This window comes from Streptomyces sp. NPDC050564 (assembly GCF_044457265.1).
Classification (GTDB): Bacteria; Actinomycetota; Actinomycetes; order Streptomycetales; family Streptomycetaceae; genus Streptomyces.
This window is the reverse complement of record NZ_JBITGS010000017.1, coordinates 198,951-220,384: the sequence shown is the minus strand read 5'-3', so window position 1 is coordinate 220,384 and position 21,434 is coordinate 198,951. Positions and strand designations below refer to the sequence as shown.

The 21,434-nt window shown below is 70.5% G+C and carries 20 protein-coding genes; 13 read left to right on the top strand and 7 right to left on the bottom strand.

Translation table 11 applies throughout. The features are described 5' to 3' along the window. Nucleotides 1-51 precede the first annotated feature (51 nt). The gene (locus tag ACIBK0_RS26890) at nt 52-246 is read right to left on the bottom strand and encodes a DUF5999 family protein (RefSeq protein ID WP_399085071.1); all 195 of its coding nucleotides are present in this window, start codon (nt 244-246) and stop codon (nt 52-54) included. 252 nt (nt 247-498) lie between these two features. Between ACIBK0_RS26890 and ACIBK0_RS26885 the strand changes: the two genes are divergently transcribed. Next, nucleotides 499-939 carry a DUF6299 family protein gene (locus ACIBK0_RS26885; protein ID WP_399085068.1) on the top strand — a complete coding sequence of 147 codons (441 nt, stop codon included), beginning with the start codon at nt 499-501 and terminating at the stop codon, nt 937-939. A gap of 102 nt (nt 940-1,041) precedes the next feature. Here the strand turns inward: ACIBK0_RS26885 and ACIBK0_RS26880 are convergent, their stop codons facing one another. After that, nucleotides 1,042-1,389 (bottom strand): VOC family protein, encoded by a 348-nt coding sequence (locus ACIBK0_RS26880; RefSeq protein WP_399085065.1) that lies wholly within the window; start codon nt 1,387-1,389, stop codon nt 1,042-1,044. A gap of 189 nt (nt 1,390-1,578) precedes the next feature. Here ACIBK0_RS26880 and ACIBK0_RS26875 point away from each other — a divergent pair, with 189 nt between their 5' ends. Continuing rightward, nucleotides 1,579-2,955 (top strand): FAD-binding oxidoreductase, encoded by a 1,377-nt coding sequence (locus ACIBK0_RS26875; RefSeq protein WP_399085062.1) that lies wholly within the window; start codon nt 1,579-1,581, stop codon nt 2,953-2,955. Between the two features lie 64 nt (nt 2,956-3,019). On the opposite strand, the gene ACIBK0_RS26870 is transcribed toward ACIBK0_RS26875, so the two are convergent. After that, complete coding sequence (locus tag ACIBK0_RS26870) at nt 3,020-4,240, bottom strand: cytochrome P450 (protein WP_399085059.1); 1,221 nt, start codon at nt 4,238-4,240, stop codon at nt 3,020-3,022. Nucleotides 4,241-4,426: 186 nt separating this feature from the next. Here ACIBK0_RS26870 and ACIBK0_RS26865 point away from each other — a divergent pair, with 186 nt between their 5' ends. Beyond that, the gene (locus ACIBK0_RS26865; RefSeq protein ID WP_399085056.1) at nt 4,427-5,632 is read left to right on the top strand and encodes a cytochrome P450; all 1,206 of its coding nucleotides are present in this window, start codon (nt 4,427-4,429) and stop codon (nt 5,630-5,632) included. Between the two features lie 522 nt (nt 5,633-6,154). Next, nucleotides 6,155-6,658: a winged helix-turn-helix domain-containing protein gene (locus tag ACIBK0_RS26860; RefSeq protein WP_399085053.1), complete on the top strand. Its 504-nt coding sequence runs from the start codon at nt 6,155-6,157 to the stop codon at nt 6,656-6,658. Here the strand turns inward: ACIBK0_RS26860 and ACIBK0_RS26855 are convergent. Further along, the gene (locus tag ACIBK0_RS26855) at nt 6,625-7,500 is read right to left on the bottom strand and encodes a 4'-phosphopantetheinyl transferase (protein WP_399085050.1); all 876 of its coding nucleotides are present in this window, start codon (nt 7,498-7,500) and stop codon (nt 6,625-6,627) included. The two genes, ACIBK0_RS26860 and ACIBK0_RS26855, sit on opposite strands and share 34 nt — an antisense overlap. Further along, complete coding sequence (locus tag ACIBK0_RS26850; protein ID WP_399085046.1) at nt 7,487-9,100, bottom strand: (2,3-dihydroxybenzoyl)adenylate synthase; 1,614 nt, start codon at nt 9,098-9,100, stop codon at nt 7,487-7,489. Before ACIBK0_RS26850 ends, ACIBK0_RS26855 begins: the two co-directional genes overlap by 14 nt. Before the next feature lie 220 nt (nt 9,101-9,320). Between ACIBK0_RS26850 and ACIBK0_RS26845 the strand changes: the two genes are divergently transcribed. From ACIBK0_RS26845 to ACIBK0_RS26810, 8 genes are all read left to right on the top strand, one after another. Continuing rightward, nucleotides 9,321-10,994, top strand: coding sequence for an AMP-binding protein (locus ACIBK0_RS26845; protein WP_399085043.1), 1,674 nt, complete (start codon nt 9,321-9,323; stop codon nt 10,992-10,994). A gap of 7 nt (nt 10,995-11,001) precedes the next feature. Further along, a complete protein-coding gene (locus tag ACIBK0_RS26840) occupies nt 11,002-11,280 on the top strand; it encodes an acyl carrier protein (RefSeq protein WP_399085040.1) in 279 nt (92 codons plus the stop codon). A 108-nt stretch (nt 11,281-11,388) separates the two neighbouring features. Next, on the top strand, nt 11,389-12,357 hold the full coding sequence (locus tag ACIBK0_RS26835; protein WP_399085037.1) for an ATP-binding cassette domain-containing protein: 969 nt from the start codon (nt 11,389-11,391) through the stop codon (nt 12,355-12,357). Next, entirely contained in the window at nt 12,354-13,145 is a 792-nt protein-coding gene (locus tag ACIBK0_RS26830; protein WP_399085034.1) for an ABC transporter permease, read from the top strand. The genes ACIBK0_RS26835 and ACIBK0_RS26830 overlap by 4 nt, the downstream gene beginning before the upstream one ends. Further along, nucleotides 13,142-13,957, top strand: a complete 816-nt coding sequence (locus tag ACIBK0_RS26825; protein WP_399085031.1) for an ABC transporter permease — start codon at nt 13,142-13,144, stop codon at nt 13,955-13,957. Before ACIBK0_RS26830 ends, ACIBK0_RS26825 begins: the two co-directional genes overlap by 4 nt. A 96-nt stretch (nt 13,958-14,053) precedes the next feature. Further along, entirely contained in the window at nt 14,054-15,265 is a 1,212-nt protein-coding gene (locus ACIBK0_RS26820) for an FAD-dependent monooxygenase (RefSeq protein ID WP_399085028.1), read from the top strand. Nucleotides 15,266-15,271: 6 nt separating this feature from the next. Then, nucleotides 15,272-16,702 carry an NAD(P)/FAD-dependent oxidoreductase gene (locus ACIBK0_RS26815; RefSeq protein WP_399085025.1) on the top strand — a complete coding sequence of 477 codons (1,431 nt, stop codon included), beginning with the start codon at nt 15,272-15,274 and terminating at the stop codon, nt 16,700-16,702. Between the two features lie 82 nt (nt 16,703-16,784). Then, nucleotides 16,785-17,618, top strand: a complete 834-nt coding sequence (locus tag ACIBK0_RS26810; protein ID WP_399085021.1) for an alpha/beta fold hydrolase — start codon at nt 16,785-16,787, stop codon at nt 17,616-17,618. Between the two features lie 259 nt (nt 17,619-17,877). Here ACIBK0_RS26810 and ACIBK0_RS26805 read toward each other — a convergent pair whose 3' ends face one another. Both ACIBK0_RS26805 and ACIBK0_RS26800 read right to left on the bottom strand, forming a co-directional pair. Then, nucleotides 17,878-19,023 carry a class I SAM-dependent methyltransferase gene (locus ACIBK0_RS26805; RefSeq protein ID WP_399085018.1) on the bottom strand — a complete coding sequence of 382 codons (1,146 nt, stop codon included), beginning with the start codon at nt 19,021-19,023 and terminating at the stop codon, nt 17,878-17,880. 5 nt (nt 19,024-19,028) lie between these two features. Beyond that, nucleotides 19,029-20,018 carry a ferritin-like domain-containing protein gene (locus tag ACIBK0_RS26800; RefSeq protein WP_399085015.1) on the bottom strand — a complete coding sequence of 330 codons (990 nt, stop codon included), beginning with the start codon at nt 20,016-20,018 and terminating at the stop codon, nt 19,029-19,031. 109 nt (nt 20,019-20,127) lie between these two features. Between ACIBK0_RS26800 and ACIBK0_RS26795 the strand changes: the two genes are divergently transcribed. After that, the gene (locus ACIBK0_RS26795) at nt 20,128-21,423 is read left to right on the top strand and encodes a condensation domain-containing protein (protein WP_399085012.1); all 1,296 of its coding nucleotides are present in this window, start codon (nt 20,128-20,130) and stop codon (nt 21,421-21,423) included. Nucleotides 21,424-21,434: the final 11 nt, after the last annotated feature.

Genomic DNA, 21,434 nt, shown 5'->3' with positions numbered 1-21,434 from the left:
GTCGCGACGGGGCGAACCTTCGCTGACGCGGCACTAGGGCCCGGCGAAGGATCAGGCCGCGACGGCCAGCTGCTCGACGAACACCCGGTGCGGAGCGACCACGCTGCCGTCGGGCAGCAGCTCACCGCTGTCGTCGAAGACGATCGCGCCGTTGCACAGGAGGCTCCAGCCCTGCTCGGGGTGGGCCGCCACGATGTGCGGGGCGTTGTAGTCCGCGGACGGGCACGAAGACTGGTGTGAACACATGGCGCACCTCCACGTCGGATGCGATGGGTCTCGGCGGCGGTGTCGCCGCCCTCGCACATATAGACCATGCGCGTGCGGCGAACTCATCGGAACAGTCGGCCGTGAAGCGTGACAACACGAGGACAACTCTCGGACCTCGTCGGGACGGACGGTGCCAACTCGCCACCGAAGGGGTGACGATCACCGGCCTCGGGACGCCGGACCGGTACGCATGGAGCGCCCCTTTCAGCCCCCGTTCCAGGAGGTACTCTCATGTCCTTGCGCCAGGTCATCGGCGCGGCGGCCACCGGCGTCGCCCTGCTTGTGCCGGTCGCCCCGTCCGCCGTGGCCGTTTCCCCCTCGTACGACCCGTACGAGCAGGTGACCGTCGACCCGACCGGTCACGTCGCGGCCGATGGAACGATCACCCTCTCCGGCACCTACCGCTGTTCGAGCGCCACCGGGCCCGTGTTCGTCTCCTCCTCGGTGTCGCAGGGTGATCCTCGCGTGCGCCACGGCATCGGCGGCACCGTGGCGGTCTGCGACGGCGCGGCACACCGCTGGACCAACTCGGAGAAGCGCGAGCTCGGCACCCTCACGGCGGGCAACGCCCACGTCGAGGCCGTCCTGATGGAAATGAGCACCGAGTCGGGCCTCCCGCTGCCGAAGTTCCACGCGACCCGAGAGCAGGACATCACCCTGATCGAGGGGTGAGTACGGACACGGGAGCCGCCGCCCGGGAAGGGGCGGCGGCTCCCGTGATGTCCGACGGAGGGGGCGCGGCCCCACCGCTCGGAGGACCTGTGCGCGACGGCGTCAGCTGTGGCTGAGGACGTTGACCACGCGGCCGTTGGGGTCCCGGACGAAGAAACGGCGTACGCCCCACTCCTCGTCGGTCAGCGGGTGCACGATCTCGGCACCGCTCCTACGCACCTCGGCATACACCGCGTCGACGTCCTCGACCTCGATGCTCATGTCCGGTGCCACGGGGGCGGTCGCGTCGTCGGTCATCAGGCTGACCTGCACGGCGGGGTTGTCGGTGGAGGCCAGGGTCACGATCCAGCCGTGGTTCATGATTTCCTCGAAGCCAAGCAGGCCGTAGAACTCGGAACTTTCCTTCAGGGCGACTGACTGGACGTTGGGTACGACCCGTCGAACGTACATCTCGCGGCTCCGGTGGTCAGGTCGGATGCGTCTGAGGACCGAGTCAGCGTATCGGAGCGCCCTGCCCGACGCAGCCGCGGCGGACGTCCGGCGTGGATCTTTCGACGGTCTGTCCGGGGACGCCGACGGGGCGCCGCGCGGGAGTTGGATGGTCCCGGAACCGAGACCCCCAGGCGTACGGGAGGCGCGATGCGGTTGACCACATCCCAGGGCGAGAGCGTGCCGGAGCGTGCTGTCACTGAGCTGCGGCAGCGGCTGCGTGGCCCCGTCATCACCGAGGAGGATCAGGAGTACCCGGCCGCGAAGGCCATCTGGAACGCCTACTTCGAACGCCGTCCCGGAGCGATCGTCCGGGTCCAGGGCGCCGCGGACGTCATGACCGCCGTGCGGTTCGCGAAGGAGCACGGGGTGCTGCTCGCGGTGACCGGCGGCGGGCACTGCTTCGCGGGCACCGGCAGCTGCGAGGGCGGACTGGTCATCGACACCTCCGCGCTGCGCGGCATCAGGGTCGACCCGGGCCGGCGCACGGTGCAGGCCCAACCCGGACTCCTCCAGGGCGACTTCGACGCCGAGACCATGCATTTCGGGCTGGCGGTGACCGGCTCCCAGGAGTCGTACATCGGCATCGGCGGCATGACGCTGGGCGGCGGCCTCGGGTGGCTGGGCCGCTATCGCGGGCTGCTCGTCGACAATCTGCTCTGCGCCGACATCGTCCTCGCCGACGGCGAGATCCGCAGGGCCAGTCTGCAGGACGACCCCGACCTGTTCTGGGCGATCCGTGGCGGTGGCGGCAACTTCGGTGTGGCCACCTCCTTCGAGTACAAGCTCCACCCACAGGGCGACTGCCTGGCCGGGCTGCTGGCCTTCCCCGTCGCCGAGACGGGTGCCGTGGCCCGCGGGCTGGGCGAGTTCAACGAGAGCGCGCCGGACGCGCTCACCACCTCGTTCGCCTTCCTCACCGTGGACGGCGAACCGGCGGTCGGTCTCGGCTATGTGCACGCCGACCCGTCGGCCGGCGCGGAGGAGGCGGTGGCACCGCTCGCGGGCCTGGGCAGGAAGCCGCTGCTGAACCACGTCGGCGCCATGCCCTATCTCGCCGTGCAGCGGATGCTGGACGACAACACCGTGGCGGGGCGGCGGCTGTATGCCCGCTCCTTCCACATGGACGAACTCCATCCGGAAGCCCTCGACATCCTGGGCGACGGCTACGCGAGCAATCCCTCTCCGCTTTCTCTCGTCGGCGGCGGTCTCATGGGCGGAGTGATGGCCCAACTTCCCCCGGACGCAACGGCTTTTCCGCACCGCGACGGATATCTGGTCAGCGTTCTCAGCCAATGGGAGGACGAGAGCGAGGATCAGCAGAACATCGACTGGACCCAGAACGTATACGAGCGCATCCTTCCGTACACCACGGGCGGGGTGTATGTGAATCATCTCGGGGACGACGGCCCCGAACGAGTGAGCGATGCCTACGGAGTGAACTATCCGCGACTCCGGGCACTCAAGACCAAGTACGACCCCGAGAACCTCTTCCGCGTCAACCACAACATCCTTCCGGCCGACTGAACTCGGCCGAAGGCGGATTGAGCGCCGCGCGCACCCGCGAACGGGCGGCTGCGCGCGGCGCTTTTCAGCGGATCTGCACAGGGAGGGATCGATAGGCGCAGTAGGGGAAGCGGAATCCTCCCCCGCTCGGCCGCCAGTCCTCCTCACCCGCCGGGTCCAGTGCGGTGAACCGGTCCAGCAGTCGATCGAAGACGGCCGTCGCCTCCACCCGGGCCAGCATCGCGCCGAGACAGTGGTGCACACCGCCGCCGAAGCTGAGGTGGGCATTGGGCCGCCGGCCCACGTCGAGCCCGCCCGGGTCGGCGAACTGCCGCTCGTCGTGATTGGCCGAGGCCAGCAACAGGACCACGACCCGGCCCCTGCGCAGGGTGCGGCCGCCGACCTCGACGGGTTCCAGAGTGAGCCGGGTCGTGGTGTGGATCGGGGCGTCCCAGCGCAGGAACTCCTCCAGCGCGGTGGGCAGCAGCGAGCGGTCGGCGCGCAGCCTGCGCTGTTCGCCCGGATGGTGCAGCAGGGCCGCGCAGCCGGTCGCGATCAGGTTCGTCGTCGTCTCGAAGCCGGCGTAGTAGAGGAAGAGCGCGTTGTCGACGGCCTCCTCCTCGGACAGCGACCAGTCGCCGTCCCGCACCGTGGCGAGGGTGGTGAGCAGGTCGTTCCCGGGCGCCGCTCGTCGCCGGCGCAGCAGAGTGCGGAAGTACGCGCGCAGCCAGACGACCGCGTCGTGCGCCGCTGCCCGCTCCTGTTCCGGAATGAAGACGGCGAAGGCCTTGGCGACGTCGATCGACCGCTCCATGACATCGGCGCGGTCCTGCGGAGGTATCCCCAGCAGGGTGCTCATCACCAGCACGGGCAGCGGTTGCGCGAGGTCGGTCACCGCGTCGAAGGTTCCGCGCTCGACAGCCTCGTCCAGCAGGCCGTCCACCATCGCGGCCATCGGCGCGGCCAGAGACCGTACGGTCGCCGGAGTGAGTGCCCTGGTGAGCAGGCGGCGCAGGCGGGTGTGCTCCTGCGGGTCGCGGTCGATGACGATGCGCCGCAGAAAGTCCACCGCGGGACCGGGACCGACCGAGATGTTCTGGAACTCCTCGGGAAATTCCCTGCCGAGTCTCCGGTCGCGCAGCAGAGCGGACACCTCCGCATGGCGGGTCACGACCCACTGGGCCGGACCGCCCCGGCACAGCGGTCCCCGTGCCCGTAGTTCCCGGTAGACCGGATAAGGGTCGCGAAGGAATTCGGGATCGTCCAGAACGAATCGGGGCAGTCGTGTGTCCATGGCGTCGGTCACAGGGGTGAGGATGCCTTGCGGCGGGCGGGTACGGAGAAATTCTGAAAGGACCCTGACAGGAAATAAGCGCACTGCTGAAGTGAGGCTCCATTTCGAGTCCGACAGCTGTGGGCGCTGGCTGCCGGAATGGTACGCTGCGGGACGGTGCGTTTTCTAGGGCCAATTTCCTTTCCTGGGGGAGTGGACGTGAATTCCGAGCTGCCTCTTAAATTTGATTCCAGGGATCCTGCGGTGCTTTCCGACCCGTATCCGATCTATGAGGAACTGCGTTCCTCCGGGGGGCTGAGCCGGGGCGGCCCAGGGCAGTGGGTGGTGAGCCGGTACGACGATGTCGCGCCACTGTTGCGTGACCGGCGGCTCAGCCACGAATATCCCCCGGAATACCATGAATTCAGCATTGGGGACGGGCCCGCCAACTCCTTCTTCCAGCGCATCATTCTCGATCGCGACGCACCTGACCACACACGGCTGCGCCGGCTCATGGCCAAGGCGTTCAGTCCGCGTCTGGTGCAGCGGATGCACGACTACATCGAGCGGCAGGTCGACGAGTTGCTCGCCCCCGCACTCGAGCGCGGGTCGTTCGACGCGGTGACCGGACTCGCCTTTCCGCTTCCGGTCACCGTCGTATGCGAACTGGTGGGCATCCCCTCGGTCGACCGGGACCTCGTGCGGCCGCGGGCGATCGACCTCGCCAAGGCCTTCGCCCTGTATGTGGCGAAGGAGGACCGGGAGGCGGCGCATGAGGCCGTGGCCTGGCTGCGCGCATACATCGCAGGCCTGCTCGCGGAGCGGCGCGCCGCGCTCGGCGACGATCTGCTCTCACAGATGATCACGGCCGAGGTCGCCGAGGAACCGGGGGCGCGGCTGAGCGGCGAGGAGATCGTCGACAACGTCATCTTCCTCTTCTTCGCCGGCTTCGAGACCACCACCAATCTGATCGCCACCAGCGTCGCGGCCCTGCTGCGCCACCCGGCGGAGCTGGCCCGGCTGCGCCATGATCCGGGGCTGCTGCCGACGGCCGTCGACGAGTTCCTGCGCTACGACGCGCCGATCCAGGCGACCGCGCGCCTGGTGAAGGAACCGGTGCAGGTCGGGGGGCGTACCGTGCGGCCCGGGCGGGTGCTGGTCCTGCTGCTGGGTTCGGCCAATCACGACGAACGGCGTTTCCCCGATCCGGAGCGGCTCGATGTCGGCCGTACCCCCAACGCCCACCTCAGCTTCGGCGGGGGCGCCCACCACTGCCTGGGGGCAGGTCTGGCCAGGATCGAGGGGCAGGCGGCGCTCGGCTGGCTGCTGCGCAACGCGCCCGCCCTGGAGGCGGCCGGAGATGTCGTGCGCAGGCCAAGCGTAACGTTTCGCTCCTACCGCAGTGTGCCCGTGTCACTGCGCTGAACCTGGCCGAAACATAGCTGACAGATTTGACCGTGATCGCGCGCTCGGAACCGTACATTGGAGCTGCGGATTTCCGGGGGACTGAGAGGCGCGAACCGCGCACCGCCGGCCAGGGCGGTCCGGTCCAGGAATTCGAAAAAGGGCGAGGTTAATCGTCTGCTGTTTACGGGGGAGTGATGGCTGTGCACGCGTTGTCGCGTGAGCGCGAAGTCAAGACTTCAACGAGAGCGTGGGTACCACGAAGCGGGAGTGCTGCAGACCGGTTCGATTTCATTCGAAAATCAACCAGTACCCCGTGATCAGTGCTCCGGTGAAGTGATCGTCCGACGCATGTGTGCACGTCGGACGCTTGCTGCAAGAGTTCACCGAAAGCCCCGCGCCGATCGGTTGCGGCGAAAAAGTTGTGCATGCCAATCTGATATGTGCTCGAAGCTCGCCGATGGGGACATGCGCGGCATCCGGTGGCAGGAGTACGGGGGCCGGCACGGCGTAGAACTTCAGGCGCGTGGAGGGAGCGCGTAGTTGTCACGTGAAGAAGTCCGGCTCCTGCGGTGGCCGGCACAGCGGGAATTGCGTGATCGATGTCGATCGACGGGCCAACCGAGAATCCTGGTCGTCGAAGCCGGTGCGGAAGCACCCATCTGCGAGGACGTGTGCGAGGACTGGGTGCGGGCGCCGATACCTCCGCACGATCTCCAGGCCCGGGTTGACGCCCTCAGCCGTCGCTACCACATGAATCGGCTGCCGTATCTCGACGAGAGCGGCGTCCTGCGCTTCTGCTCGCGCTCCGTCACCGTCTCGCCGACGCAGGCGGAACTCCTTGAACTGCTCGTCCCGCGCTATCGCGAGGTCGTCCCCCGCGAGGCGCTGCGCTTCCGCCTCGGCCAGGTCAACGGGTCGAGGACACGGAACGCCCTCGATCTGCACATGATGCGGATCAGGGACCGAATTCAGCCACTCGGGCTGTCCATCCGCACCGTCTGGGGTCGCGGCTATGTGCTCGAAACCCACGCCGACCCGCCCTGAAGCCGCTCGGCGGCCCCGTGGACGATCAGCGCGGACGAGATCAGCAGCCCCGCGTCGGCGTGCCAACTGCCGTACAGGTGATCGCCGTGGCGCAGGGCGAACCCGCGCGGTACGCGGACGGTGAAGCTCCCCGACAGAGCCGGCAGAGCCGGCAGGGCGTGAGCCACCGCTGCCCTGTCCGCCGGCGCGGACACCACGCGCACCGCACGCAACGGCGGTGGCCGGTCGGCGTACGACGACCACGCCTTGTAGGCCGCCTCCTTGGCGCTGAAGAGCAGCCGGTCGACGGGAAGGCCCGGCAGTCGTCGCGCCAAGTCGGTGGCGAACGCGTCCTCTTCGGCCCCGGACTCGTCTGCGGATACGTCCCTGGACCGGGTCCCGGACATGTCCCCGGATACGTTCCTGGATCGGGTCCCGAACAGACCGGCGCGCACCCGTTCCGAGAGCGGCGCCGCCGGCTCCGCGTCGATCCCCAGCGCCCGGGCGTCCTGGCTGCGGCACACGGCGGCCGCCCGGTAACCCTCGCAGTGCGTGATGCTGCCGACGACACCGTCGGGCCAGACCGGCATGCCCCGCGCGCTGCGCGGCACGGCCACCCGCCCCGCGCCCAGCGCGGCGAGCGCCCGGTGGGCACACCAGCGGCCGGCGGTGAACTCGGCCCGCCGGCGCGGGCCGGCCTGCGCGCACTGCGCCTCCTCCTCGGGGAACAGCTCCGCCGACGGGACGAGGTCCCCGGCGCGGTCCGCACCGCACGCCCAGGACGGGAGTACATGCCGCAGCAGTGCCCCGCATGCCGAGGTGGGCAGTGCGGCCCGCGGTCGTGCTCCATCAGGCCCCGCCACGCGCGCGCAGCACCTTCTTGTCGACCTTGCCCACCGGGGTCTTGGGAAAGGAGTCGACGAGTTCCAGCTGGTCAGGGAGCTTGTAGGCGGCCAGACCGCGCTCCTTGAGGAACGCCTTCAGGCGGCTGAGCCGCAGCCGCTCCCCGGGTGCCGCGTCCGGGGCCGACTCGGCGATCACGTACGCGCAGACCCGCTCCCCGAGCGAGTCGTCGGCCAGGCCGACCACCGCCACGTCCCGCACCGCCGGATGGGCCAGCAGATGGTTCTCGACCTCCTCGGCGGACACTTTGTCCCCGCCTCGGTGAATGATGTCCTTGACCCGTCCGGACACCACCAGGTTCCCCTCGGGTGTCAGTCGGACCAGATCACCGGTGCGGAAGAACCCGTCCGGGGTGAAGGCCTTCGCGTTCTGTTCGGCGGCCCGGTAGTACCCCCGGATCGTGTACGGGCCCCGGGCCAGCAACTCGCCCACCACACCCGGCGACACGTCCCTTCCGGCGTCGTCCACCACGCGGATCTCGTCGGCCCCGCTCAGCGGGCGGCCCTCCGTCGTGAGGACCACGTCGTCCGGGTCGTCCAGCCGGGTATGGGTGAGCAGCCCCTCGCCGATGCCGTACCACTGGGTGAGCCGGCAGCCGAGCGCGGCACGCACCTGACGGGCCACCTCCGGCTGGAACTTGGAGCTGCCGACCTGCAGCAGCAGTCCGGACAGATCCGCCTTGGCGACCTCGGGATCCGCCAGCCACATCATGACCAGCGGCGGCACCAGCGTGGTGAGCGTGACCCCCTCGCGCAGCACCAGCGGCAGGGCCTCCTCGGGGCTCGGGTTCGCGGCGAGCACGGCCTTGCCGCCGACGAAGAGCGTGCCCAGCACGCCGGGGCAGCCGAGCGCCGCGTTGTGGGCCACGGGGGTGGCCGCGAGATAGGCGCTGTGCCGGTCGACGTCCAGGGCCCGGGCGCAGGCCAGCGCGTTGTACGCGTAGTCGTCGTGCGTACGGGGGATCAGCTTGGGCAGCCCCGTGGTCCCGCCGGACAGCAGCAGCAGCGCCACCTCACCGGGGTCCACCGGCGGCAGTTCCATCGGCGCAGCCCGCAGCGCGGCCAGCGGTGTGAACTCGCCCGCGTCACCGGCGATCAGGACGTGACGCAGCCCGGGCACCTCGGCGCGGACCTCGCGGGCCAGCGCGCGGTAGTCGTAACCCTGGAAGCGGTCCGGCACCACATAGGCTGCGGCGTCCGCGTGTCGGCACAGATGGACGATCTCGTTGCGGCGGTGCCCCGGCAGCGCCATCACGGGTACGGCGCCGAGCCGGAACAGCGCGAAGCACAGGACGACGAAGGTGTCCTGATTCGGCAGCTGCACGACCACCCGGTCCTGCGCGCGTATCCCCGCGTTGTACAGTCCCGCCGCCAACTCCTCGGCCTGGGTGAGGAGTTGGGTGAAGGTCAGGCGCCGCGCGCCGGAGACCACCGCGGTCCGGCCGCCGTGCTCCCGCTCGGCGGCCCGCAACAGGTCGTGCAGGGTACGGCCCTGCCAGTAGCCCTCCCTCCGGTAGCGCTCGGCGAACTCGGCGGGCCACGGAACACAGCCTTCCAGCATGGATCGCCTCCCTCTCGGTGCGGTGCGGTCCCCAGTGCGCGGTCGGTGCCCGCTGTGGGCGTCGCGTTCCGCGCCGGGTGCCCGCGCGGCGGGGCCATCAGGATCCACCGGGCCGCAGGGACGTGAGGGGCGGGTGAAAGACACTCAACAGCATCATCCGACCCCGCCCGCCCGGCGCCTAGGCTCCCCGATGACCACGGCGGCTGGAGGTGAACGGACCGTGAGCGCCCCTTCGTTGGTGAGCTGGCTCGACGCCCCGAGCGAAGACACCGGAGTCAACTTCCGTTTGCCGGAGGGCGGTTGGGAGCGGTACTCCTATGCCGAGCTGGCGCGGCTCAGTCACGGTGCCGCCCGGACCTTGACCACGGCGGGGGTCGGCCAGGACGACATCGTCGCCCTCGTCCTGCCCTCGGGCCCCGCCTTCCTCGCCGCCTTCTTCGGCACCGTCCTGGCCGGCGCCACCCCGGCACCCTTGGCACCCCCGATCGCCGGCGCGCCCGCCACACCCGGCTACGACGACCGGATGACCGGCCTGCTGACCGCGGCCCGGCCCCGCGCGGTCGTCGCCGACGCACCGCCGTCCGGCCCGCTGCCGCGGGATGCGGCGCTGGTGCGGGGCGCGGCATTGCTGGCGCCGACGGGCCGGGGCGGCGGGCAGGCAACGGCTCCGGGCAGCCCGGAGACTGCCTCAGCCCACCCCGCCCCGACGGGCCGGGGTGGCGGGTACACAACGGCTCCGGGCAGCCCGGAGATCACTGGCTCACCCCACCCGGCCGCCGTACGAGGCCTCGTGCAGTTCACTTCGGGTTCGAGTGGGCGTGCCCGAGGGGTGTATCTCGACAGTGCCGCCCTCGCCGCCCATGTCGCGGCGATCCGCGGCTGGCTCGACGCGGCGCCCGGGTCCGTCTGGGCCAGTTGGCTCCCCGTTCACCACGACATGGGGCTGGTCGGATGTCTGCTCGGAGCGGTACTCGGGCAGGACGAGCTCTGGTTGATGCGGCCCGAGACGTTCGTGCGACGGCCGTTGGAGTATCTGGAGTGCTTCGGCAGGCGCGGTGCCTCGATCAGTGCCACGCCCGCCTTCGGGCTCGACCACATGCTGCGCAAGGTCCGGCCCGAGGAGTTGTCCGGGCTGGACTTCTCCGGCTGGCGATCGCTGGTCGTGGGAGCGGAGCGCATCCCGCCCGGCACGCTGCGGGGGTTCCACGCGCTGCTCGGCCCACGCGGACTGAGCCGCCGCGCGCTGCTGCCCGCGTACGGGCTCGCGGAGGCCGCGCTGGCGGTCACCGGGCTGCGGCACGGGCAGGGCTGGGCCGAGGAGAAGTCGGTCGTCGGATGCGGTACTCCGCTGCCCGGCATCACGGTCCGGATCGTCGACGACCACGGCGACGAACTCCCGGACCGCGGGGTGGGCGAGATCGCCGTACGCAGTCCCTATCTCGCGGTCGGCCACCTCGGTGACGGTGCCGGCGGCACCCGTACCGAGAACGGCGAACTGCGCACCGGTGACGCCGGGTTCGTCGCGGACGGGCAGCTCTTCGTGCACGGCCGGATCGGCGACAGCCTGAAACTGCGCGGGCTGCGGATCTTCGCCGAGGACGTGGAGCAGAGCCTCAGAGGTGCCGGCGGCCTGCCTCCACGGGCGGCCGTGGTGCTCGGCGAGGACGCGGCGGGCCCCGTCGCAGCCGCCGTCATCGAAGACGGAACGCACGCCCCGGGTGAACCCCGGGACGCCGACGTACTGAGGCTGTTGCGCCACGCCGCTCCCGGTGCCGAAGCCGTCGTGCGCAGAGTGCCGCGCGGCGCACTGCCCCGTACCCCGAGCGGCAAGCCGCGCAGGCGGATGATCTGGCGCACCTTCGTCGACAGTACGGCCCCCTACCCTCAGTCCTAGGAGAGACATGGCCCACACCGAAAGCGCGGTCCGGGAGACCATACTGTCGCTCGTCCGCCAACTCGCGCCGGATCCCGAGGGCTTCCCCGCCGAAGGGGCCGCCCATTTGGTGAACGACCTGGGCTTTCACTCGCTCGCTCTCCTGGAACTCGCCTTCGCGATCGAGGACGACTTCGATCTGCCGCCCATCGACGAGGACACGGGCCGGGGGATCGCCACCTCGGACGACGTGGTCGCCTATGTGGTGGGCCAGTTGCGTGAGCAGAACCAGCTGGTGTCGCACTGAAAGATCTCTGACAGGAGACGGGTGCGGACATGCGCGCCTGGCTACCGTCGGAGTGCTCCGCGCTCTCTTTCCGAGAGCGAACGTCCCCACCGAAGAGAGGGGCCTCCTGTGGCCGACGCGGTGATCGAGATCGATCGGCTCCGCAAATGCTTCGGACCCAAGACAGCGGTCGACGACGTCTCGTTCTGCGTCGCCCCAGGCTCCGTTGTCGGACTGCTCGGGCCCAATGGAGCCGGAAAGACCACCCTGATCAACTGCCTGACCACTCTGCTCGTTCCCGACGGCGGCAGCGCCACCGTGGCAGGCCATGACATCGTCACCGATCCGCGCGGGGTGCGCGCCGCCATCGCGGTGACCGGGCAGTTCGCCGCCGTCGACGAAGCCCTCAGCGGCCGCGAGAACCTCGTGTTCTTCGCCCGGCTGCTCGGTCTGTCCAAGTCCGGCGCCCGCGCCCGGGCCGCTGAACTCCTCGACCGGTTCGGGCTCACGGAGAGCGCCGACCGACCCGCGGGACAGTACTCCGGCGGCATGCGGCGCAAACTCGACCTCGCCGCCAGCCTGGTGGTACCGCGCCCGGTCCTGGTGCTCGACGAGCCCACCACCGGACTCGACCCGCGCAGCCGCGAGACCCTGTGGGACGCGGTCCGCAGGCTCGCGGCCGACGGCATGGCGATCCTGCTCACCACCCAGTACCTGGACGAGGCCGACGCGCTCGCCGGGCGGATCGTCGTCATCGACGAGGGACGGGTCATCGCCGAGGGCACACCGCGCGAGCTCAAGAAGCAGACCGGCGGCTCCGTCTGCGAGGTCACGATCGGGGATGCGGCCACCCGGACCCGCGCCGCCGCCCTGCTCGCCGGCTTCGCAGGCGTGAACGTCCGCGACGACGCGGTCGTGGTGCCGGTACGCGGCACCGAGGACCTCGCCGGCATCATCCGCGACCTGGGCGCCGACGGCGTCCACGCCGACGACGTCGCTGTGCACCCGCCCACCCTGAACGATGTCTTCTTCGCGCTCACCGAGAACCGCCAGGCCCCGGACGGTACGGCCGCGCCGGTCCCGGAGGCCCGTTCATGACGACGGTCTCCCACGCCGCCCCGCCCGCCGGACCCGGTCTCGCGCACGACGTACAGGTGCTCGCCGAGCGCGACTTCCGGCGCTCCTTCAGCAGGGGCGCGCTCGTCGGCACCGTCGTCCAGCCGCTGATGTTCTTCGGCATCTTCTACGCGACCTTCAGCCGGATGCTGGACGCCAAGGGCATCGACTACGGCCGCTTCGTCACTCCGACGCTGGTCGTCCAGGCCCTGATGTTCGTAGCGATCGCGTCCGCCATGTCACTGGCGGCGGACCGCGGCAGCGGGCTGTTCAACCGGCTGCGCACCATGCCCATCGGCAGCTCCGCCCTGGGCACGGCCCGGCTGCTGGTCGTGGCCGCCGAAGCGCTGACGTCGACGATCGTGATCAGTCTGGTGGCCCACCTCGCCGGCTTCCGGTTCGACGCCGGACCGGCGGCGGCCGTCGGGTTCCTGCTCGTGGCGATGGCCTTCACGGTGGCGCTGGCCGCGGCGACGGCCACCCTCGGTCTGACCCTGCGCAGCCAGGAGGCGCTGGCGGCCGCACTCTACCTGCCGTATCTGCCGCTGCTGGTGGTCTCCACCGGCTTCGTCCCGGCCTCGCTGTTCCCCGGCTGGCTGCAGCCCATCGTGCGTGCCTCGCCGGTGTCCGCCGTGGTGGACGCCTTGCGGGCGCTGTCCACCGGCACCCCCTCGGCCGGCGATGTCGTACCGGCCGTGCTGTGGTGTCTGGGGCTGACCCTGCTCTTCGGATGGACCACCGCTCGCGCATTCCGGAAGGTGACCCAGTGACGGCCGCAACGACCCAGCCGAATGGTGCGACCCGGACGAGCGGTACGACCGGTCTGTGGGCGGAGTCCACCCTGATCGGCGGCCGGGTCCTCAAGCACTTCGTCCGCAGCCCGATGATGCTGCTGGCCACGTTCGGCTTTCCGCTGCTGCAGCTGTTCATGCTGCTGGCCACCTTCCGCATCCTGGTCCGCGACACCCTGGGCGAGAGCTATGTGGTCCGGCTCGCGCCCCTGATCATCCTCATCACCGCCTTCTCGGCGATCGGATCCAGCGCGATCGCCTTCTGGGTCGACATCCGCAGCGGGGTCTTCAACCGGCTGCGTGCCATGCCGATCAACGCCCTGTCCATCCTGTTCGGCCGGATGCTCGGTGACCTTGTCCGGATCATGGGCATCGCCGTGCTCGTCTCGCTGATCGCCTACCTTCCCGGCTTCCGCTTCGAGCAGGGCGTCGGCGCCGCCATCGGATTCTTCGTCCTCGTGGCGCTGTTCGGCCTGATGTGCACGTCGATCGCGGTGGTCGCGGCCCTGTCCGCGCCGTATCCGCCGGTCATCATGCGCTGGGTACAGATGCCCACGCTCGCACTGACCATGATGTCCTCCGGCTATATGCCGCTGGACGCGTTCCCGGACGCGGTGCAACCCGTGGTGGCGGCCAACCCGGTGTCCACGGCCGTCGAAGCGCTGGTCGGCCTCTCGCACGGCGGTTCGCTGCTGGTCCCCGTACTGTCCACCCTCGCCTGGACCGTGGGCCTGAGCGTGCTGTGCGCGGTCGTCATGGTGCGCAAGTTCCGGAGCTTCGTGGCCGGCTGAGTCCGCCTCGCCCCGCCCGTCAACTCCCTTGTGGAGCATCCCGTGACTCCCTTGTGGAGCCCCCGTGGCAACAGTGGAGAAATGAGGAACTGCGTCATGCGTGAAACACCCCCCACAAGCATGCCCGGCGGACGGCGCGTGCTCATCGCCGGATGCGGCATCACGGGCCCGGTGCTCGCGATGTTCCTCCGCCAGTGCGGCTTCGAACCCGTGCTGTACGAGTCCCGCCCCGAACCCGGCGACCACGCCGGTTCCTTCCTCAACCTCGGCCCCAACGGCAGGGCCGTCCTGGAGACCCTCGGCATCGCCGACGAGGTGCTGCGGCACGGTGCCGCGACCACCCGGCTGGTCTTCGCCAACCACTGCAACAGGACCATCGGCAGCAATCCGGAGCGCACCACCGTGATCAAACGCGGCCTGCTCCACAAGGGGCTGCGGAAGGCCGCCCAACAGGCCGGAATACCCGTGGAGTTCGGCAAGCGACTGACCGGTGTGAACACCGCAGCACCGGACGGGGTGACCGTCCGCTTCACCGACGGCTCCACCGCCGAGGGCAGGCTGCTCATCGGCGCCGACGGCATCAACTCCGCCACTCGCGCCGCGGTGTTCCCCGAGGCTCCCCGCCCGAGCTTCACCCAGGGCATCGGCTCCGGCGGCTTCGCACAGACCACCGCACTCGGGCGCCCGGACGGCGTACTGCGGATGATGTTCGGGCTGCGCGGCTTCTTCGGCTACCAGGTGCTGCCGGACGGCGAGGTCTACTGGTTCGAGAACCACACGCAGACCCGGGAACCCGCACGCGGCTGGGCCGAGTCGATCACCGACGCACAGTGGCGCGACCAACTGCTGCAACGCCACGCGGGCGACCACCCGGTCGTCGGCGAGATCCTCAAGGCGACCGACGGGCCGATCGGCCGCTGGCCGCTGTACGACCTGCCGTCCGTCCCCACCTGGCACCGCGACAACGTCTGCCTGATCGGTGACGCGGCGCACGCCATCTCCCCGCACATGGGCCAGGGCGCGGCCCTCGGCCTGGAGGATGCCGTCGTACTCGCCAAGTGTCTGCGTGACCTGCCTCAACCCCGGTCGGCCCTCGCGGCGTTCGAGCGCATACGCCGGGCGCGGGTCGAGGGGCTGATCCGCCAGGCGCGCCGCACCGGCGGCCACATGACTCCCGCGGGCCCCATCGGCCGGGCGCTGCGCGATCTGATGCTGCCCTTCTTCCTCAGGCTCAGCCTCAAGAACGCCGAATCCGTCTACGGCTACCGCGTCGACTGGTCCTCCACGGTCACCGCGGCGGCACGGTGACCGGCCGTGGCACGCGTCCTGGTGATCGGGGCCGGACTCGCCGGCTCGGCCGTGGCGCTCTTCTGCGCGCGCCGTGGCCACGAGGTCACCGTGCTGGACAGCGGGAGCCCGCCACCGTCCGGTGCCACGCCCGATGAGGAGGTACGGGCCTGGTCCCGCAAAGAGGTGCCGCACGCCCGGCAGGGGCACGCGTTCCTCGCCCTGTCCACGCGCGTCCTGCGCGAGGAGGCCCCCGACGTCCTGACCGCCTTCACCGCACGCGGCGCCCTGGTCACCCCGTTGGAGCCGGGCTCCGAGGACGCCACCGTACTCAGCCGCCGACTCGTCTACGAGGGTGTGGTGCGCCGGGCCGCTCAGGCGGAGGGAAGCGTCACGGTCTCCACCGGCGCCCGGGTGACGGACCTTGTGACGGGCAAGGAGGCCGACGGGGTCCGCCGGGTGATCGGTGCGCGGACCGCGGACGGCACCGAGCACACCGCCGACCTGGTCGTCGACGCCAGTGGCCGCCGCTCGCGGGTCGCCCACTGGCTGGCCGCGGCCGGACTGCCCGCGCCTCAGGAGACCGCCCAGCCGTGCGGATTCTTCTACCTGACCCGGCACTACAAGCTCCGTCCGGGCCACGCCTTCCCGTCGACGACCGTGCCGATCGTCGCCGAGCTGGACTACGGGACCGCCCTGGTCTTCCCCGGGGACAACGACACCTTCCAGCTCTCCACGACCCTGGCGGTGGACGACCCGCTCAAGCACCGGCTGCGGGACCCCGACGCGTACGGCCGCTTCCTGGCGTCGGTGCCGCGCACGGCCGAGTGGACCGACCGCGGCACTCCACTCGACGATCCGAGCCCCATGGGGCACATCGAGAACAGGCGCCGCTCCCTGCGCGACGACCTGAGCCGGCCCGTGGCCGCCGGACTGGTCCTGGTGGGCGACGCGGCCCTGCAGACCAACCCCACCTTCGGCCGCGGTGTCTCACTCGCCCTGACCCACGCCCAGCATCTCGCCCGCACCGCTGAGGAGGCGGCCGCCGACCCGGCGGCGTACACGGCAGGGTTCGAGGAGTGGACCGACAGCCGGCTCGGGGTGTGGTTCGAGATCCAACTGGCCACCGACCGGGCCCGGTTCGCCCAGCTCAAGGCCGGTCTGCGCGGCGAGCACGCACCGCCCGCGGACGACCTGCCCAACCGTTTCGTACGGGCGATGGCCGTGCTCCGGGAGGACGACCCGGAGATCAGGACCGCGGCCCTGCGCCTCTACAACATGCTGATGACGCCCCAGGGGCTGATGGCCGACCGCACCGTGGCGCGGCGCATCCTCGCGTTCCTGCGTGAGCATCCGCTGCCCGAGGTACGCACTCCCGGTCCTGACCGGGCCGCCTTCGAGGCCGTGGTCGCCGGTGATTCCGTCCGTGACCTGTCAGCTCCAACAGCGCATCCGTAGACCGCGGTTAGCGTGAAATGCCGGGGCGGCAGCCCCCCGCATCGCGCGAAAGCCCCATCGTCACCCGAAGAAGGACGGCAGCGTGGACATCGCATTGAAGACGGGCGTGACCCTGAGCTACGACATCTTCGGGGACCCTGAAGGCAGCCCGGTGATTCTGGTCCCCGGACAGCACCAGGCCAACCTCTTCAACCAGATGCAGGTCCCCTATCTGACCAAGCGCGGCTACCGGGTCATCACCTTCGACCACCGGGGCGTACCGCCGTCGGAGGAGACGGCGCCGCCGTACACGATGGAGGGCCTGGCCGAGGACGTCGCCGCGCTGATCGAGCAGCTGGGGGTGGGTCCCTGCGCCATCGTCGGTTACTCCCTGGGCGCCACGATCATTCTGGAACTCGCCGTCGAGCGCCCGGAATTGCTCACTCGCGCCGTCCTGGTGGGTGTGCCGTGGAAGCCGAGCGCGCTGCACCGGGCGATCCGTGAGGACGCCCTGGAGCGGCTGCGGGCGGGTGTGGTGATGCCGCCCGTGATGGAGGGCATCTACCGGGCGATGTATCTGTTCGGCCCGCGGGCGCTGAACCGGAACGCCTTCATCGAGCCCTACCTCGAAGGCCTGCGCGGGCTCGCGGCGGCCGGGGCCCACGGCGCCCTGGGGCACGCGGAGGCTTCCGCGGCGTACGACCCCGATCCCGCGCGGATCGCCGGGATCAGCGTCCCGTGCCTGGTCGTGGGGATGGAGCACGACATCATGGCGCCCTATCCGATGGCCCGCGAACTGGCCAAGTTGATCCCCGGGGCCGAGTACCGGGAGATCAAGAACAGCGGTCACGCGGCGCTGCTGGAGAAGCCGACCGAGGTGAACACGCTGCTCGCGGAATACCTCGGGGTCAAGGCGCAGGCCCCGACCGCACGCTGAGAGTCTCGGTTTCCGAGAGCCCGATTGTCCGAGCCCCCGGCCGAGCGGCCGGGTGCTCGGCGTACGGGCAGAGAGGGTGGGCCGGGTGCTCGGCGCACGCGCAGAGACGGGGGCCGGGTGGTCGGCGCACGCGCAGAGACGGGGGCCGGGTGGTCGACGCACCGCGCAGAGACGGTGGGCCGGGTGCTCGGCGCACGGGCAGAGAGGGTGGGCCGGGTGCTTCGGGGCGGGCAACCGGACGGGCGGCAGGCCGCAGGCGTCAGCGCAGCCGGTACAGGCGGTGGAACGTGTGCCGCACCGGCAGTACCTTGACCTGCCGGAACCCCGCCTCGGCGGCGTACGCCCGCACCGTCGAGGGCCGCATGACCGTGCCCGTGGCCGCCGAGCCCTCCTCGGCCATGCCGACGGGGAGGCAGTGCAGCAGGCTCACCGCGTACTGGAAGCGCTCGGTCTCCGGGGCCGGCGCGGTGAAGCGCTCGCCGACATTGGGCTCCATCAGCAGTACGGTGCCGTCCGGGGCCAGCAGTGATCGGCAGGCCCGGAGCACGTCCACCGGGCGGGCCATGTCGTGCAGCGCGTCGAAGACGCACACCAGGTCGTAGCGGCCCGCCAGGTCCGGATCGGCCGCGTCCCGCACCTCGAACTCCACCCGGTCCGCGACCCCGGCCCCCTCCGCGTTGTGCCGCGCGTCCGCCACCGACCGCTCGTCCAGGTCGAGGCCGTGCACCCGGGCCCGCGGATACGCCTGGGCCAGCGCGATCGACGACCAGCCCGATCCGCAGGCGACATCGGCGATCCTGCCGCCCGCGCCGCCGAGCGCGGCATGCACGTCCGGCAGTGTCGCCGCGATCCAGCCCGCAAGCTGGTGTCGGAAGACCGGCTTGTTCAAACCGGCCTGTCCGCCGCGGAGTTCGGCGCCGTACTCGGCGTACGCAATGCCCTGCCCGGTGCGGAACGCGTCGGCGACCCGGGGAAGCACCGATGCCATCCCGCCGATCGGCAGGAGCACGAGCGGGGCGATGGAAAAGGGGCTGTCCAGGTCGGTGAGGGCCTCGGCATGTCCCGAGGGCAGGGTGAAGACCCGTCGCTCCGGGTTCTCCTCCGTCTGATCGGTCATCAAAATGCCTGCCGCCGCTTGCTGTTCCAGCCATTCGCGGGCGTATCGTCCGTCGATGCCGGCCCGCAGTGCGAACTCGCCGACCGTCGCGGGCGCCTTGGCGAGCTCGTCGTACAGGCCGAGGCGGATGCCGAGATACGCGGTCATCAACTCCGCCGCGCCGAGACCCGCCAGGAACAGCCGTACCGAGAGTGCCTGCGCCGAACCCGCCGTGTCCATCGCACCCGTCGCACCCGTCGCACCCGTCGCGCCCGTCGCTCCCATCGCACCCGTCGCTCCCGTGGTCATCGGCCTCACGCCCTCCGCAGTCGGTCGTCGCGCCGGCTCAGCCGGCGGGGCACCACGCCGTAGCTCAGCAGGTCGAGGTCCCCGAGCCCCTGCCGTACCCGGTCCGTCATCAGTCCGATGCGCACCAGCGCGGACACGACGCGGGCGAACACCGTCTGGCGGTACAGCACCATCGCCGGATCCGCGGCGGCATACGCCACACCCGCGTCCCTGTCGACGTCCAGCCGCTCCCAGACGTCGGAGAGCAGGAAACGCCGGCGCATCAACGAGGCCGCGTCCAGGACGAGTTCCTCGCGGTCGGCCAGTTCGGTGCTCGACAGCTCCCGGTAGACCTCCTCCAGAGAGACCACGCCGAACGAGACGTGCCGGGCCTCGTCGCGGGCCACCAGCGTGGTGATCCGGCGGATCAGAGCGTCGTGGAAGGTGGTGCCGGCCAGCCGGAAGGCCGCCATCGCCAGCGCCTCCACCATGATCTGCATGCCCAGGGCCGTCACATCCCAGCGGGAGTCGCCCAGCACGTCCTCCAGCAGCTCCCGAAGGTCCGCGTTGACGGGATACGGATCGGGGACGTTCTCCCGCAGATAGCGTGCGAAGACCTCCACGTGCCGGGCCTCGTCGGTCGCCTGGCTCGCGGCGCACAGTTTGGCCTCGACGGTCGGCAAGGACTCCACCAGCCGGGCGGCCACCACGAGGGCGGCCTGTTCGCCGTGCAGGAACTGGCTGACCAGCCAGGCCTGCAACTCCCAGCGGAAGGTGTCCCACATGGGGCGACCGCGCCCGGCCATCGGCGAGGCCTCGAACGAGGCGCGCGCGAAGTCGGTGCCGTCCGCGAGCGGCGCGCCGAACGGCACGGGAGCCGACCAGTCGATGTCGGCCTCGGCGTCCCACTGTCCGTCGCGTCCCCGCCGGCTGAGGGACCCCAGCCGTGGCACGCGAGGCGTGTAGTCCCACGACAGCCGGGTGTGCACCGAAGCCCGCAGATCGAGGTGCTGCATGCGGGCGAGGCTAGCAACGGCTAACGGTCCGGGCCGTAATTCTTTCAATGCCGCCAAGTATCTTTCAGCGTCGGCGGGGTGTGCGCGGCCCGCCGGTAGCTTGAGCGCCGTGGGCAGCATAGAAGAGCGAGAGATCGAGCCTTCCGTGGGGCAGCGGCTGCTGTGGTTCCTCGACCGATATCGAGGACACGACGGCGCGCTGAACTGCCCGATGATGTGCCGTATTCGCGGGCCGTTGGACATCGCCGTTCTGCACGGTGCACTGGATACCGTGATCGACCGTCATGAATCGCTCCGCTCGGTATTCACGGGCGGCGGCCGGGGATTGCGGCAAGTCGTGCGGGGATCGGAGCCCATCGACATTCAGGTGTACGACCTGTCCGGGGATCCGGACCCTGAAGGCGCGCTGAACGCCGCCGTCGCGACCGAACTCGCCACCCGCATCGACGCCTCGCGCGGCACGATCCGCACCACACTGTGGCGGGTCGCCCCGTCCGACCATGTCCTCTGCCTCAACATGCACCACCTGGTCACCGACTCCTGGTCCTGCGGCATCGTCTTCCAGGACCTGTGCGCCGTACTGGAGAAGGCGTCCGGAGCCGTCGCCGAACCGGCCGAACCGGGCTGGCAGTTCGGGGAGTTCGCCGACTGGCAGCGCCGAGCCCTGGACGGCGGCGACCTGCGCGGTCAGCAGACGTACTGGCGCGACCGGCTGGCCGGCCTCACGCTGCCACCGCTGCCGACCCGCGACGCGCCCACCGAGCGGCGTACCGCGCTGGTGCGCAGCGGGCTCGACGCGGCGACCGTCGCCGGACTGCGCGAGGTCGCGCGCGGCGGCGGGAGTACGCTCTTCACCGCGCTCCTCACTCTGTACTACGCCGTGCTGCACCGCACCACGGGCCGCACCGATCTCGCCGTCGCCTCCCTGTACGCGAACCGGACGCGACCGGAGGTTCGCAGGACCGTCGGATTCCTCGCCAACATGGTGGTGCTGCGCACCAGGATCGATCCACGCGCGGGCGTCCTCGACGCGGTGCGCGCCACGCACGAGACCGTGGTCGGCGGGTTCCTGAACCAGGGAGTCCCCTACCAGCTGCTGCCGCTGCGCGAGGCGCAGAGCGCCGGCGGGCGGGCCGACGACATCGTCTTCCAGATGCTGGCGGAGCCGGTCTACAGCACCACCGCGGGCGGTCTCGACCTGGAGGTTCTGGTGCCCGACGGAGTGGGCAGCAGATTTGAACTCGAACTGGTCCTGGTGCCCCACGAAGAGGGATTCCACGTTCTGCTCTTCTACAACGAGGGGCGGCTCGACGAAAACTTCGCCAGGGAATTCGCAGAACGCTATGTCGCGGCCGCCGAACTCGTCTCCAAGGATGCCGCCCTGTCCATCAGCCGTGTCTGTTGAGCACCGCGGGG

Coding starts and splice junctions, on each gene's coding strand:
- ACIBK0_RS26820 (WP_399085028.1), top strand. CDS start 14,054: ATGCGTGAAACACCCCCCACAAGCATGCCCGGCGGACGGCGCGTGCTC.
- ACIBK0_RS26890 (WP_399085071.1), bottom strand. CDS start 246: ATGTGTTCACACCAGTCTTCGTGCCCGTCCGCGGACTACAACGCCCCG.
- ACIBK0_RS26830 (WP_399085034.1), top strand. CDS start 12,354: ATGACGACGGTCTCCCACGCCGCCCCGCCCGCCGGACCCGGTCTCGCG.
- ACIBK0_RS26875 (WP_399085062.1), top strand. CDS start 1,579: ATGCGGTTGACCACATCCCAGGGCGAGAGCGTGCCGGAGCGTGCTGTC.
- ACIBK0_RS26885 (WP_399085068.1), top strand. CDS start 499: ATGTCCTTGCGCCAGGTCATCGGCGCGGCGGCCACCGGCGTCGCCCTG.
- ACIBK0_RS26800 (WP_399085015.1), bottom strand. CDS start 20,018: ATGCAGCACCTCGATCTGCGGGCTTCGGTGCACACCCGGCTGTCGTGG.
- ACIBK0_RS26850 (WP_399085046.1), bottom strand. CDS start 9,100: ATGCTGGAAGGCTGTGTTCCGTGGCCCGCCGAGTTCGCCGAGCGCTAC.
- ACIBK0_RS26805 (WP_399085018.1), bottom strand. CDS start 19,023: ATGACCACGGGAGCGACGGGTGCGATGGGAGCGACGGGCGCGACGGGT.
- ACIBK0_RS26840 (WP_399085040.1), top strand. CDS start 11,002: ATGGCCCACACCGAAAGCGCGGTCCGGGAGACCATACTGTCGCTCGTC.
- ACIBK0_RS26880 (WP_399085065.1), bottom strand. CDS start 1,389: ATGTACGTTCGACGGGTCGTACCCAACGTCCAGTCAGTCGCCCTGAAG.